Below are 14,053 nucleotides of genomic sequence, written 5' to 3'. Positions count from 1 at the left end.
GGCGCGGTGGGGGGAAGGGCGAGGCGCCACGCCGGCGCATGGTCTCGATCGCTTCGGCGGCAGATAGCCCTGCCGCCTCATCGCCCTCGGGGATGGTCTCCAGGGATGGCGACACCGAGGCGGCCTGGCGCGGTGGGGGGAAGGGCGAGGCGCCACGCCGGCGCATGGTCTCGATCGCTTCGGCGGCAGATAGCCCTGCCGCCTCATCGCCCTCGGGGATGGTCTCCAGGGATGGCGGCACCGAGGCGGCCTGGCGCGGTGGGGGGAAGGGCGAGGCGCCACGCCGGCGCATGGTCTCGATCGCTTCGGCGGCAGATAGCCCTGCCGCCTCATCGCCCTCGGGAAGTGGCCTGTGGGGCGGCGGGCGCTGCGACTCCGGAGTACTCGATGAGGAGCCGGTCGACGCAGTGCTTCCAGACGAGTTGCCCTGGGTCGCTTTATGTTGCTTCAGTCCCAACTGGTGCATCAGCCGTGATGCCAGGGGCCGGCTGCGAGTCCTTTCACGGGACGCAGCCCCCTGGTCACGAGAGAAGGTGTCGGCGGGCAGGTTGGCATCGGCGCCGATCAAATGCGGGCCGTTCCCGGGGGATTGTCGCTGGCCAGGGTTTGGATGCGAGGGAGAGGTGGCCTTGTTCCTGCCCAGCATTCCAAACAGGTTTTTCAGGGTGCGGGACTTTTTCTTGTGCTTGCCGACTGCTTGTCCGCCCGCGTCGGTGGCGCGTTGCGTCACCGCATCAGGCAGGGGAAGCTCGCGACCATCGCTCGCCAGACTCTGCACGCGGCCCACTCTCTGATCGGCGTGGCCCTGTTGAATGCTCTGTGCTGTGGTTTGATTCGAGCTTACCTGAACGGTATGAGTTGGCTGGAGGGAACTTCCAGAAATCGTTGTCATGTTAGGCACTCGTGGCGTTCATCTCGTTAAGAGCCGTGTCTTTGGCTCAACATCCTTGTCGTCTCTGGTCCTGGATGCAGAAAGGGGCCTTCTGGCGTTCCAATTGGGCATCGTATTCGAAGATTGAGTGTCTAGTGAGTGTCCCGTCAGGTTTGGTAGTTCCGCCTTGGTTGTGGGGATCCCTTCGGGCGCGGTAGTTCTACCTTGGTCGTGGGTGTCCAGGGTGGCGCATGTTTTTTGGGCTTTCTGGTTGCTGAATAAAGGATTAATGGCTTGTAAGTAAATTCCTACAGGCCATGTATTCATTTATTTAAATGCCTTGTGGGTTTGTGTTTGTATGTGCGGGTTAAAAGAGAGTTTCCAAATTAGAATCAATGTTGTGTGAAGGCTGTTGGGTGATGTTTTTTAGTTATAAATATCTGAATATAAAGGCTTTTTCAGAATTTTTGTTGGAGCGGTTTCTCCGCAAGAGGGTTATATTTGCCAATTGACACTAATTAAACTGTGTTGATATACATCTTCTCGCCCAGGTGGTTGAACGATGCTGCCTGGGTCCTTGCCAAGGCATTTGCCGTTGGTGAAACAGGAAATTAACGCTTGATTTTGCTTGTGTAGGGGAGTAAGTATGCGGAGCATAAGGACGCGATCTGTTGATGCCTCAAGTAAACAGGGGGCCGTTAATGTCGATATGCTGTATCGGACACAGAATGAACGCCTCAAGCGATTTATCCAGAAAAAAATATGGTGCAAGGAGGATGCGGAGGATGTTCTCCAATTGACCTACCTGGAAGCCATGCGGAGTCAGGAAAATTTCAAAGGAGGCTCAAAGCCAGAAACGTGGCTATTCGGCATTGCTGTAAATCTGACCCGTAATTATTTCAAACGACATTATAGCCAGCCCCCATTGGATGAGATGACGGATACCATGTTGTCGGAGTTGCAGGGGGAAGTGGAAAACGATCCCGAGGTGTTGGCCGAACACGAGTTCACTCTTAGCCAAGCTACCGAGGCGATAAGTGCTTTGCCGGAGGATATCCAGTTCATGTTTGCAATGATCGTCGACTCGGAGTGTAGCTATCAGGACGCTGCCGACCGCATGGGAGTGCCTATCGGTACCATCCGTTCGCGCTTGTCGCGCGCGCGCAAGGCGCTCAAGCATCACCTAGAGGTATAGTGTCAGGAAGATAGTGTCAGGCAGACCGTCAGCAGGCTTTGTCCGAAAGGCTGCACCGGTTAGGTAATTTTCGGACAAAGCCTCAGGTGGTTCTATGCATCTACTCATTTACGCTATGTCAACTCCCACGCGAGCCCGGCCCGCCTTCACGCTTACTTTTGCCTTGTCTGGCCATTGCTCGCCGACTTTTTAGGCATGGCCTAGACAGGTCTCGCTGCGAAAGTGATCGACCAGAAATTCGACGAATTGGATGATCTTGCAGGGTGCGTATGTGTGGTGCAGATAGACGACATGTATCCCTATGTCCGGGCGGCGATGCTGCTTGAGAATTTCCACCAGGGAGCCATCCCGTAGGTAAGGTCGGGCGAGAAAGCTGGGCTTGTTTATGATTCCCGCTCCGTTAACGGCAGCTTCACATAAAGCACGACCGTTGTTGCAGGAAAGAGTCCAGTGGCATTTTTGCAGCGGACTGGAAAATTCCCGACCATTGACAACGTATCTGAGAGCCCGGTGTTCTGCCAGTTCCTCCAAGCTTTGAGGTTCCCCATATTGTTGCAGATATTCCCGAGAGGCATAGTAGCCGAGATAGTCCGTAGCCAGCCGACGGGCAACCAAGGTGGAATCCGGTAGTTCGCCGATACGGATGGCAACATCCAGGCCTTCTTCGATAAGGTTGGCATAGTGGTTGTCTAGGCTGATATCCAATTGAATTTTCGGATGCGACTGCTGGAAAGAATTGAATACATCCATCAGATACATGGTGGAGAAGTCGATAGGGGCGCTAATCTTCAGTATACCTTGGGGTTCCTTGCCCTGCTGTTCGATAAAGGCTTCCAGTTCAGTGAGTTCAGCCAGAATGGTCTGGCATTTCTCGTAGTAGAGAAGACCGATGTCTGATGGGCTGACCTTGCGTGTGGTGCGGTTGAGCAAGCGGACCTTGAGGTGCGCTTCCAGGGCAGTGATCTGCTTGCTTATCTGGGCCGAGGAGACGCCAAGGTCCAAGGCAGCATGGGCAAAGCTTCCCAGCTCGACGATTCTGCAAAAATACTGCATTGCGTTCAATGTGTTCATGAAGTAAGGGTTTTGTATGAGGTTGTTTTATTCATTCTACAGTCGAAGAATGAATAGCATTTTCTGCTTGGGGGCAGGTAAGTGAGCTTGTAGTAAGGAAATGGGGTTAAGTTTTATTGGTTGTGGCTGGCTGTAAGAAAATAGTTGCGGGGATGTTAATCAGGGTCGTTTGTCTTGGCAAGGATAAGCTTCATTGCTCGGTGTGTTGAATCTCAGCAGTTTTGACAGGCGAGACCTAGCCAGCCCAGGGTGGCTAGCTGGGTCCCGAGCCTCTACACATTCATCAGGCGAAGGAGTCGTGACGCCGTCCTGCCGTGGCCAGCCAGCCTGAGAGGTGGTGGCTGAGATCGCGGGCGTCATCGTCGGCGCCGTGGATGGCGCCCGACTTGCGCCTGCGCATGAAGGGCAGGCCCATGGCGTAGAGGCCTGGTGCCACCACGCCGCCCTCGTGCCGCAGGCGCCCGCGGGCGTCGAATACCGGCGCGTCCAGCCAGCTGAAGTCGGGTCGGAAGCCGGTGGCCCAGAGCACTGTGCGGATTTCGCCACTGGCGAGATCGAGCCCGAGGCAGGGCCGCTGCGGTACCCGAGTAGGCGGCAGGTGCTCCGGGGCAGGCAGGGCGTCGTGCCAGCCGTGGGCAATGGCCCAGGCATCCAGGTTCTCGAGTAGCCGCACCAGTTTGAGGTCCGCCGCCGTGGCATGCATGGCAAGCGAGCCCGAGAACTGCAGCCGGGTGCCGGCCAGGCCCGCCAGGCGGCCGACCAGGCGTACGCCGCGCTCGCTCAGGGTGTTGAGGTCCAGGTCCTGTGGCTCGTCACTGCCCAGCAACTGGGGGGAGGGTTGGCGCCGGGCGCGGGCCAGGTCCTCCACCTCGTCGAAGCGCTGGTCGAGCATTCCCGCGTGCTCCAGCCACCACTGGATGTCGCGGCCGCGGTAGCGTCGCGGCAGTCGCAGGTGCTGCCCCACGGCAAGCGTCACGGGGCGGCCGCTGCGCTGGATTTCGTCGGCCAGTTGCGCGCCGGTGGCCGAGGCGCCCACCACCAGCACGCCGCCCGGCGGCAACTGCTCCGGGCGACGGTACTTGTGGGGCGTGAGGCTTTCGATCCAGGGCGGCAGGGCTGCGGCCATGGCGGGCACGACGGGAAGCTGGCAGGCGCCGGTGGCGATCACCACCGCCCGGCAGCGCCAGTCGCCCCGATTCGTGACTACCCGGTAGCCGCCGTCCGCCGGCCATACCGTTTTCACCTCGGTGCCGGTATGCAGCGGGGCCGAGAGGCCGCGTGCGTAGCGGTCGAGCAAGGCGACCAGTTCCGTCACGCTCATGAAGCCTTCCGGTTCCGTCCCGCTGTAGGCTTGCCCGGGCAGTCGTGTCTGCCAGTTGGGTGTGAGCAGGCGCAGCGAGTCCCAGCGTTCTTTGCGCCAGGCATTGGCCACCTCGCCGCGCTCCAGGATCACATGTTCGATGCCGCGCCGCGCCAGATGGTGGCTCATGGCGAGCCCGGCGTGTCCCGCGCCGATGACCACGGTGGTCACGGCGCGGGCCGGGCGGTGCAGCGGGCGTTGAAGCCCTGCGGTCATTTCACACCGACCTTCACGTGAGTGGGGTTGGTCAGCAGGTCGTAGACCGCCGAGCGCTTCTGCGACTGGGCCACCAGCGCCTCGATGTCGGAACGGCTGGCGTCGGCATCGATCTCGAACGTCACACGGATGTCGTCGAAGCCGTTGCGGACGTCGGGGTCCATGCCGAGGATGCCCTGGATGTCCATGTCCCCTTCCACCGTGGCCTTGACCGAGCGCAGCTGGATGCCGCGATGCTGGGCCACGGCGGCGACACCGGCGGTGAGGCAGGCGGCCAGGCCGACCAGCACGTATTCCACCGGGGTGGGGCCGTGATCTTCGGCGGCGAAGACCTCGGGGTGGTCTGCCTCGAAGGTGAAGCGTGAGCGGTGCTGCTGCGCTTCGCCGAGGCCATGGAAGTCCTCGACGACGATCCGGCTGTGGGTGCCACGAACCCAGTCGCAGTGAGCGCGCCAGGTGAAGCGGGCGGCCTGGGGGGCCTGGGACAGCGCTTCGCGGGCGCCCAGCAAGGCGGTGACGTTGACGCCGTTGTCGATCTGTTGGGTGGCGGTAGACATCTAGACTCTCCTCGTATTGTTTTGGAAACACAGCACAAATGCCTGCGCGAGCGAATCGCTGCGTTGCGCGGTGCTGGTGCGCCAGCCCGGTCGGAATCCTCACCTATACCCCATAGGCTCCGGTTGACTCGCAGCCTTCGGCTTCTCGCCCCTTTGGGGCCAGCCTACGGCTGTTTGTCTCTTCGCTCGGTTCTGTGCTCCGTGCGCCTTGCGACCCACAGGGATGTGGGAAGTGCGTTGGTTCGTCGGGAACGAACCTAGCCGCTTCATCTCGCTCGGCAATTTGTTCAGCGTTTCCTTTTGTCTCGTCATGGGTTGACCGTCAGCGGTCAACAGCGAGATTCGGCGGGCTAGGTGTGAGCCAGCGTGGGAGAGGGCGTGGTTTTTTCAGAGGGGTTGCGTGGAATCCATCACGGGTGCGATGCGCTGGAAGGCCCAGACGTGGGTGACCGGCATGCCGGCCTGATGCTGGGCCAGACGTACCGATTCGGCATCCGGTGCGTGGTAGAGGCAGAGCATGCGCTGCCGGTCGAGCGAGAAGAGCGTACGCAGGAAGCGCACCTGATGATTGTCCAGGCACGCTGATCCGGCGTCTTCCAGGGCCTGGATCGCCTCGAAGGTCACCGCCGCGGCGAAGCGGCGCTCCACCATGACGTTGGCGGCTATCAGGTCCGTGGCCTTCAGGCCGGGGGCATCGTGCACGCTGCCGCCCCACAGCGAGCTGATGTCGGCGCCGGCATGGCGCAGGCCGATACGTGCCGATTCCACGTCGGGGGCCAGGAAATGGCAGACCAGGCGGCGTCCATCCCGGGCCAGCAGACTCTCCTGCCATTGAATCCGGTGCAGGTCGAAGCACGGTTGGGCCGCCTCGGTCAGCGAGCGCACCAGTTGCGATGCGAGAGGGCGGTCGAAGCCGCGCTCCAGGATGACATCGATCATGCTTCGTCCTCGGCTTCGGGGTGGGCCAGTAGCGCTTGCCAGCGCCGACGGGCCCAGCCGGCGACGGGCCCACTTGCCAGCGCTTCGGCGGCCTGGGCGTGCTGGTGCCAGCCGGCCGTGTCGCCAAGGCGCCGGGCGCATTCGGCCAGCAGGGTGTGGGCCAGCAACCGCTCGCTGGGGCGTTCGAGCACTAGGGCGTGTTCCAGGGCCTCGCCGGCGCGGTGCCTGGCGCTTTCGGCTCGCATGCGGGCGAGATCGAGCCGTGCCGCCTGCAGCAGCAGAACGGCCAGGCGATGACGCGCGTCGGCATGGCGCAACGTGACGAGTGCGACACCGAAGGGGTCGGGGTCGTCCTCCAGGGCGTAGTGGCACAAGGCTTCGGCTGCTGCTGCATAGGGTGCCTCGCTGCCATCGCGCAGACGTTTGCCGAGTTCGCGCAGCTGGGCACAGCGCTCCCGGGCCTGTGCGTAATCGTCCCGCTCGAAGTCCATCAGCAACAGCGTCTCCTGGGCCTGGAACTCGCCCAGCCTGTCACCCATGGCCTTGCACAGGGTGCGGGCTTCCTTGAAGTAGCTCTCCGCTTTATCGAAACGATCCTCGTGCAGGCTGAGCAGGCCCTGGGCCAGCGGAATGGCGGGATGGCCGATATTCTGCTGGATGGCCAGTTCGCGTGCCTGGGCGAGCAGGTCGGCGGCCTGGTGCAGGTCGCGCTCCAGCATGGCCAGGCAGCGGGCGGTTTCGGCCATGGCGATGACCTGCTCGCGGCCTTCGCCGCAGCGGGTCGCGCGTTCCGCCTGCAGTGTCTGCTCATGGGCGTCGCTCCACTGGCCGTGGGCCCAGCGGATATGGCTGGCCAACTGGTAGCCGAGCCGTGCATGGGCCAGGGCACCGTGTTCCAGGGCCTGCTCGGCGAGCGCGACCACCTCGCCGGCGCCGGCCTCCCAATCCGCCAGGGGGGCGGCACTGTAGAGAAGATCGTGAAGTTCGAGGGCCAGGCAGACACGCCGCATGCCGGTCATGTCGTCGGTCAGTGCCAGCCCCCGCTGGGCAAAGCGCTGGGCTTCCTCGTTGGCGAAGATGCGCAGGCAGAAGCGGCCGGCTTCGATCATTGCCCGGGCAGCCAGCTCGAGGTCGCCGCTGGCGTGGGCGTGGTGGGCCAGGCTGTTGGCCTGGCGCATGTCGTTCAGGGGGCCGTCGGTCAGCCATTCGGCAACGCGCCGATGCATGGCCTGGCGGCGGGCCGGGGAAATTGCTTGGTACAGCTCGGTGGCCACCTCGCTGCGTGTGAAGCGCAGCAGCCCCTGGGGGCCGGTGGAGAGCCACTGGTGCCGTTCGGCCATCTCCAGGGCCATGCCGATACGGTTGGTGTCGAGCCCCGAGACCTGGCCCAGGGTGGCAGGGTCGGGATCGGGAGCCAGCAGCGCTGCCCAACGCATCACTTCGAGGTTATCGCCCTCCAAGGCCGAGAGGCCATCGTCGGTAGCAGGACGCGGCGGTATCGTCGTGTCGGTACTTATCGCCTGTGGGCCTTGGGCAAGCTTGGTCTCTCGCCAGGCACGCAGCAACTGGCCGTTGAGCGGCAGGCCCGCCTCGCGGAGGAGTCGCGTACCCAACTGCAACTGTCGTTCGGCTTCGCGTGGCTGGTGCAGGGCCAGCAGCAGGCGCACCAACCAGGCGCGTGCCGCCTCGTCGAAAGGGGCGAGGCGCACCCAGGCATGGGCGTGGGGCAAGGCGCGTTCCGGGGTATCGGCGAGCCGCCCGACCAGCGTCGTCAGCAGGGTCGTCTGGGCACGCATGGCGGCTTCCCGCTCGGCCAGGCACCAGGCGTGGAAGTCGGGAAACCGGTCCAGCTCCAGGCCTTCCAGGAAAGGGCCGCGGTAGCGGCTCGCGGTTTGTGCGAGCACTTCGATGTCGGCCGTCGCCAAGCCGTCGTGGCATAGCGCATGCAGGCCGGCCACGTCGATGTCGATGTCCGTGGTATCCAGGCTCACGCCCAACCGGTCCGCCTTGAGCCGGTTCCTGTCGGAATCGTCCACCAGGCGGCGCAGCTTGGACAGGCTCCAGCGCAGCGAGCCCCGCGGGTCGTCGGGCAGTTCCCACAGCAGGTCGCAAAGGTGTTCGCGGCTCAGGGGGCGGGAGTGTCGGGCCAGGTAGGCGAGCAGCGCACGGGTTTTCCTGGAGGGGGGCAGCGCCAATACCTGCCCGTCCCGAATCACTTCGAGATCGCCGAGCAAGTTGAGGGTCAGCGCGTTCATGTCAGGACCCGATGCAGGGAAACTATTGGAGTATAGTCCGTGCGGCCGCAGCGTCTGACGCTTCCTGACTCTCGGGGCTGGCAAAAAACCACGCTGTCTTCCACGCCCGCTTCCTCGGCACGGGTCAACCCTGTTGGCCTACCCACCCGAGGAGACTCACCATGACCCGCTACGCCAGCATATTGGAAACCATCGGCCGCACGCCGCTGGTGCGGCTTGCCCGGCTCGCACCGCCGGACGTCAACGTGTACGTGAAGGTAGAGGCCTTCAACCCCATGGGCTCGGTCAAGGATCGTATGGCGCTGGCGGTGATCGAGGCTGCCGAACGCAGCGGCGCCTTGCGCCCGGGCCAGACGGTGATCGAGGCCACCAGCGGCAATACCGGTATCGGCCTGGCCATGGTGTGCGCGCGCAAGGGCTACCCGCTGGTGGTGACCATGGCCGAGAGCTTCAGCCTGGAGCGGCGCCGGCTGTTGCGCTTCCTGGGCGCGCGGGTGGTACTCACGCCCGCTTCCGAGAAGGGCAGCGGCATGCTGGCCAAGGCGATCGAACTGGCCGAGACCCATGGCTACTTCCTGTGCCGCCAGTTCGAGAACGAGGCCAATGCCGAGGTGCACAGCCGTACCACGGCACGGGAAATTCTCGACGACATGCAGGGTGAACCGATCCATGCCTGGGTGACCGGCTTCGGCACCGGCGGCACGCTCAAGGGCGTCTCTCGGGTGCTAAAAGCCGCCGATCCGGCGACCCGCGTGGTGGTCGCCGAGCCCGACAATGCCCCGCTGCTGGGCAGCGGCGAGGCGCAGCCACAAGGCAGGAGCCACCCGCGTTTTCGCCCGCACCTGATGCAGGGTTGGAGCCCCGATTTCATCTCGTCGCTGACCCAGCAGACGGTGGCTGCCGGCATGGTGGACGAGGTGGTGCCGGTGGCGGGTGAGGACGCACTGCGCCTGGCCCGCGAGCTGGCCCGCAAGGAGGGTATCTTCGTTGGCACTTCCGCCGGCGCGACCCTGGCCGCGGCCTTGCAGGTGGCCCGGCGGGCGCCGGCCGGCAGCCATGTGGTCTGCATGCTGCCCGACACCGGTGAGCGCTACCAGTCCACGCCGCTTTTCGAGGGCATCGAGGACGAGATGAACGAGGAGGAACTGGCGCTGTCGCGCTCGACGTCCGGTTTTCGCTTCGACACGCCCGCGGTTGCGCCGGCTCCCCAGCCGCCCGCCGCGCCCGTGGCGCAAGATGCCACAGGGCAGGTAGCGACCAGCGATGAGGAAACGTCCAGTGATGAGAAAACGTCCAGTGATGAGAAAGCGCCAAGCGATATGGAGGCCGAACGGCAACTCGACGACTACCTGGCTCAGGCGCCGGTGGTCATGTTCGCCCTGGCCTGGTGCGAGTTCTGCTGGGCCGCACGCAAGCTGTTCGACCGCCTGGGTGTCGACTTCGTGAGCGTGGAGCTCGATGCCCCGGCCTGCCAGGCCGACGACATGGGCATGCGCCTGCGACCGGTGCTGGCGCGGCGCACCGGGGCGCCGACCATTCCGCAGATATTCATCGACGGCGAGCCGCTCGGCGGCTGCGGTGAGCTGTTCGAGGCCTGGGCCGACGGTAGCCTCGGCGAACGCCTGGCAGCGTGCGGCGTCGCTTACGACAGCGAGGCGAGGGTCGACCCCGAACTCCTGTTGCCGACCTGGCTGCACCCACGCTCCACCACGGCCTGATACGGAGGAAACCAACATGAGCTACATCGAAACGATTGACCCGGAACTGGCCGAGGGCGAGGTCAAGGAGATGTACCAGCGCCAAGCGGCCCACTTCGGATTCTTGCCCAACTATGCCCGCGTATTTTGTCATCGCCCGGAGGTCATGAAGTGCTGGGCGGCGCTGATCGCAACGATCCGCCGCCCGATGGAGCCGCGCCGGTACGAGCTGGTGACGCTGGCTGCCGCTCGTGCCTTGGGCAACACCTACTGCTCGCTCGCGCATGCCAAGGTCCTGTCGGGTCTGCTGGGCATGGAAGAGACCCAGGCCATGGTGGCGGGCAAAGTGGGGCCGCTCAGTGAGGCCGAGCGTGCGATGATGACCTTCGCCGCCAAGGTGGCCTGCCGCGCCCAGGAAATCGGCGTCGAGGATATCGAAGCGCTGCGGGCTCACGGCTTCGCCGATGACGAGATCTTCGACATCGTTGCCGTAGTGGCGGGGCGCGCCTTCTTCACCCGTATTCTCGACGGCCTCGGGGCCGAGGCCGACGCCGCCTTCCGCGAGCTCCCGCCCGGGCTGGTGGAACCGCTCAGCGTGGGCAGGCCGATAGCACTTGACGAAGCGCAGCCTTGAGCCAAACTGCTAGTAGACCAGTCGGTCTAAAGGAAGGCAAATGACGCATGTAACGAAGGAGCGGTTGCTCGAGGCAGGACTCGCCATGCTGCTGAAGCAGGGGTATAGCGACCTTGGCATCCAGGCCTTGCTGGAGGCAACGCATACGCCCAAGGGGTCTTTCTATCACCACTTCAGCAGCAAGGAGGATTTTGCTCTTCAGGTCGTCGATCGCTACATGGTGGAGGTGCATTACGGCCTGGACCTGAGCCTGGGCAATACCTCGCTGGCTCCCCTGGAGCGAGTTCGACGGTTCTTCGAACTCTCCTGGGAGAAGTACCGCCAGGAAGGCTACCTCGGTTGCCTGCTTGGTGGCTTGGGCCAGGAACTCTCCGGTATCAGCCCGGTGTTTCGCGACAAGATAGAGAGCTGCTTTGCCGTGATCGCCGAGCATATTGCCGGATGCCTGGAGGAAGCACAGAAACGGGGTGATCTACCGCCTGACAGCGATCCCCGGGAAATGGCGGACCTGCTGGTGGATTGCTGGGAGGGGGCGGCGCTACGCAGCCGCTTGCGTCGCAATCCCGGCCCGCTCGAGCGCATGCTCGACTTCTACTTTTCGGCTGCGGCGCGATAGGTTTCGTTCGAGCCGAGAGGTTTGAGCGAAAAGTGTACCGACTGGTCTATTCATGGGTGGTCACTCCGACTGCCCACAACCAGCGGTGAGGGTTGGCGATCCGGCCAGCCCGGGAGGTACAAGATGACAACTACCAGCCTCTATGAACGCCTTGGCGGTGAGCGGGGCATTGCCTCGCTGGTCGATGATATCGTCGAGGCGCATATGCAGAACCCGAAAATCCAGGCGCGATTCCTGCCCTACCGGGACGACCTGGAGTACCTGGAGACAGTCAAGGGCCACCTGCGGCAGTTTCTTACCTTCGGCGGCGGGGGGCCGGGTGAATACCACGGCAAGAGCATGCTGGAGGCACATCGCGGCATGAACATCAGCGAGGCGGAGTACATGGCCGCCATCGACGACATCCTGGCGGTGCTCGACCGCCACGAGATCGATCCGCAGACGCGCCAGGAGATGCTCGGCATCGCCTATTCGCTCAAGGACGAGATCATGCACGTCTGAAGGCGTCCCTGCGACGGACAGGCCCGGCGTCTCACGGCGTCGGGCCTTTTTCGTCATGTGGAAGTGCCGAGCATGGCTGACTACTTTCATGCCTCCTGCCGGATTTCCATGCCGCTATCCAATAGCGCTGCCACGGCCTCGATCGTCTGTGGGTCAGCCTCGGTGGCAGGGGCCAGGCACCAAGCTTCGTGCACCAGGGCCGTGAGCGTCGAGAGGTTTCCTTCGGCAAGCGGTAGGTGGCCGGAGAGCACCGTGGTCGGCGCCAGGCGCTCCAGGGCATGCAGTGATCGGCCCAAGGCTGCTCGGTCGACCGTGGCCAGCCAGGGGGCGTCGATCGCTGACCAGGTCACCATCCCGGCACGCAGGGTCTGCGCCTCGATTTCCGCTACGTTTTCCGCCGGTTGGGGAAGCAGGGCACCAAAGCTGTCGGCGGCGAACAGGGTGCGCGAGCGGGTATCGAGGAAGCCGAGTGTCTCCGGTGCGTCGTAGTAAGGCGGGCGCAGCGGCACCAGCTCGCGGTCCCCAAGCGTGAGCCGTGCACCTGGCTCCAGCAGCTGTACGCGGCTGACGTCGAGGCCGAGCAGGCCCATCTTGCCCATGCCGAGGAAGCTGGTCACGACCCTTGCCCTGGGGGCGCGTTCCAGGATCCGGGCCAGGTTGCCGATATGGTCGGCATCGGTGTGGCTCAGCCAGATCCAGCGCAGGTCGGTGAGGTCGATTTCCGCCTCGAGAGCTTCGAGGAACGCGTCGCCGAGCGCGGCCAGGCCGGTGTCGACCAGGACCGGCTCTTGGCCCTTGTGCAGGAAGGCGTTGACCGCCAGGCCGCCCATGCCGGGCAACGGCAGGAAGGCGGGTAGCACACACCAGTCGTTTCCGGTCTCCCGGGTGGTCAGCATTACAGGATTATTGTCGGTCATCGTCGGGCTCCGGGGTCTTGATCTATTTTCAGTGAACACCATTGTTCACGCCGCAAGTGAAAACCCAGGGACGGCGCTTGTCAAGAGTTGAGTGAACATGTATGTTCACTTAATGACCGAGACACGACGTTATACCCAACGTAAGCGCGCCGCCGACCGCGAAGAGACCCGCCTGCGTATCGTCGAGGCGACCATGGCGCTGCATGAGGAGATCGGCCCGAGTGCCACCACCATCAGTGCCATCGCCCAACGGGCCGGCGTGCAGCGCCTGACCGTCTATCGTCACTTTCCTGACGAAACTGCGGTCTTCGCGGCCTGTACCCGTCACTGGCTCGAGCTCAACCCGCCGCCGGACCCTGCCGCCTGGGCCTCCCATGAGGCGGGGCAGAGCCAGGCCCGCGCCGCGCTGGTGGCCTTCTATCGCTACTATCGTGATACCCAGCGCATGTGGCGGGCCGCTATTCGCGACGAGCCCAAGGTGCCGGCGCTTCAGGGACCCATGGAGAGTTTCCGCGGCCAGTTGAATGCGCTGGGCGAGACGATAGGTAAGGGCTTCGGGGAGGCGGCGGATTCGCTCCCAACCACCACGCTGCGTCATGCCCTGGCGTTTACCACCTGGGCATCGCTGGAGGCGCAGGGGTTCGGCGACGAGGCCATGGCGGACCTCGTGATGGCGTGGCTGCAGGGAGTGAGGAGCTGACGTGCTGTTCCTTCAAACCTGATAACGCCGGTAGTGCGACGCTCTACAGTTTCTTGTGCACTCTGATGATTTCTGTACATCAAAACGACGGCGCGACAAGGGCGATGCTGACGCTCAGGCGGGCGGCCCCTTGAGTTCGATGGTATTGCCTTCGGGGTCTTCGAGATAGATTGAGGGGCCCGGGCCTTCGGCGCCGTAGCGTTGCTTGAGTTCACCGACCTCGATGCCATGGGTGGCAAGGTATCGGCGAATCGCCCCTTCGTCGAAAGGTTCCACGCGCAGGCAGAAGTGATCGAGATTGCACCCCTCGCTTCCGGGGGCTGCGCCACCACGCTGCCCCAGCGGGCCTTCCACGGGTACCAGGTCGATCAGGCTGTGTCCGGCGCGTAGTTGTATCAGGCCAATCTCTTCCTGATGCTTTTCCACGGTGCAGCCCAACACCTCGCAGTAGAAGGCGAGCATGGCATCGGTGTCGCGGATGCGCAGTACCAGATGATCGATCCCTTGGATGGGCAGCATGGCGT

At 63.5% G+C, this 14,053-nt stretch carries 14 protein-coding genes; 6 read left to right on the top strand and 8 right to left on the bottom strand.

All coding sequences use genetic code 11. The features are described from left to right. A partial coding sequence (locus ACUY1T_RS02895) for a hypothetical protein (protein ID WP_446020209.1) occupies window positions 1-568 on the bottom strand: 568 nt, incomplete at its 3' end. 949 nt (window positions 569-1,517) lie between these two features. On the opposite strand from ACUY1T_RS02895, the gene ACUY1T_RS02890 reads away from it, so the two are divergent. Continuing rightward, complete coding sequence (locus ACUY1T_RS02890) at window positions 1,518-2,066, top strand: RNA polymerase sigma factor (RefSeq protein WP_446020208.1); 549 nt, start codon at window positions 1,518-1,520, stop codon at window positions 2,064-2,066. Window positions 2,067-2,255: 189 nt separating this feature from the next. Here the strand turns inward: ACUY1T_RS02890 and ACUY1T_RS02885 are convergent, their stop codons facing one another. The 5 genes from ACUY1T_RS02885 to ACUY1T_RS02865 form a co-directional block, all read right to left on the bottom strand. Further along, window positions 2,256-3,137, bottom strand: coding sequence for a LysR family transcriptional regulator (locus tag ACUY1T_RS02885; RefSeq protein WP_446020207.1), 882 nt, complete (start codon window positions 3,135-3,137; stop codon window positions 2,256-2,258). 283 nt (window positions 3,138-3,420) lie between these two features. Then, the gene (locus ACUY1T_RS02880; protein WP_446020206.1) at window positions 3,421-4,713 is read right to left on the bottom strand and encodes an NAD(P)-binding domain-containing protein; all 1,293 of its coding nucleotides are present in this window, start codon (window positions 4,711-4,713) and stop codon (window positions 3,421-3,423) included. Beyond that, entirely contained in the window at window positions 4,710-5,270 is a 561-nt protein-coding gene (locus ACUY1T_RS02875) for an OsmC family protein (RefSeq protein WP_446020205.1), read from the bottom strand. The genes ACUY1T_RS02880 and ACUY1T_RS02875 overlap by 4 nt, the downstream gene beginning before the upstream one ends. Before the next feature lie 387 nt (window positions 5,271-5,657). After that, window positions 5,658-6,209, bottom strand: coding sequence for a DUF4242 domain-containing protein (locus ACUY1T_RS02870; RefSeq protein WP_446020204.1), 552 nt, complete (start codon window positions 6,207-6,209; stop codon window positions 5,658-5,660). Next, on the bottom strand, window positions 6,206-8,464 hold the full coding sequence (locus ACUY1T_RS02865) for a hypothetical protein (RefSeq protein WP_446020203.1): 2,259 nt from the start codon (window positions 8,462-8,464) through the stop codon (window positions 6,206-6,208). Before ACUY1T_RS02865 ends, ACUY1T_RS02870 begins: the two co-directional genes overlap by 4 nt. Window positions 8,465-8,625: 161 nt before the next feature. Between ACUY1T_RS02865 and cysK the strand changes: the two genes are divergently transcribed. From cysK to ACUY1T_RS02845, 4 genes are all read left to right on the top strand, one after another. After that, on the top strand, window positions 8,626-10,182 hold the full coding sequence (gene cysK / locus ACUY1T_RS02860; protein ID WP_446020202.1) for a cysteine synthase A: 1,557 nt from the start codon (window positions 8,626-8,628) through the stop codon (window positions 10,180-10,182). 16 nt (window positions 10,183-10,198) lie between these two features. Next, window positions 10,199-10,795: a carboxymuconolactone decarboxylase family protein gene (locus ACUY1T_RS02855; protein ID WP_446020201.1), complete on the top strand. Its 597-nt coding sequence runs from the start codon at window positions 10,199-10,201 to the stop codon at window positions 10,793-10,795. 40 nt (window positions 10,796-10,835) lie between these two features. Continuing rightward, a complete protein-coding gene (locus tag ACUY1T_RS02850) occupies window positions 10,836-11,411 on the top strand; it encodes a TetR family transcriptional regulator C-terminal domain-containing protein (RefSeq protein WP_446020200.1) in 576 nt (191 codons plus the stop codon). 123 nt (window positions 11,412-11,534) lie between these two features. Then, the gene (locus ACUY1T_RS02845; protein ID WP_446020199.1) at window positions 11,535-11,912 is read left to right on the top strand and encodes a group I truncated hemoglobin; all 378 of its coding nucleotides are present in this window, start codon (window positions 11,535-11,537) and stop codon (window positions 11,910-11,912) included. 86 nt (window positions 11,913-11,998) lie between these two features. Here the strand turns inward: ACUY1T_RS02845 and ACUY1T_RS02840 are convergent, their stop codons facing one another. Further along, a complete protein-coding gene (locus ACUY1T_RS02840; RefSeq protein WP_446020198.1) occupies window positions 11,999-12,829 on the bottom strand; it encodes an MBL fold metallo-hydrolase in 831 nt (276 codons plus the stop codon). Between the two features lie 97 nt (window positions 12,830-12,926). Here ACUY1T_RS02840 and ACUY1T_RS02835 point away from each other — a divergent pair, with 97 nt between their 5' ends. Beyond that, window positions 12,927-13,529 (top strand): TetR/AcrR family transcriptional regulator, encoded by a 603-nt coding sequence (locus tag ACUY1T_RS02835; protein WP_446020197.1) that lies wholly within the window; start codon window positions 12,927-12,929, stop codon window positions 13,527-13,529. Between the two features lie 114 nt (window positions 13,530-13,643). Here ACUY1T_RS02835 and ACUY1T_RS02830 read toward each other — a convergent pair whose 3' ends face one another. Beyond that, window positions 13,644-14,048 (bottom strand): VOC family protein, encoded by a 405-nt coding sequence (locus ACUY1T_RS02830; RefSeq protein WP_446020196.1) that lies wholly within the window; start codon window positions 14,046-14,048, stop codon window positions 13,644-13,646. Between the last annotated feature and the right edge of the window lie 5 nt (window positions 14,049-14,053).

Source organism: Billgrantia sp. Q4P2, from assembly GCF_052806135.1.
The sequence above is the reverse complement of the archived record's forward strand: the minus strand, read 5'-3'. Positions and strand labels throughout refer to the sequence as shown.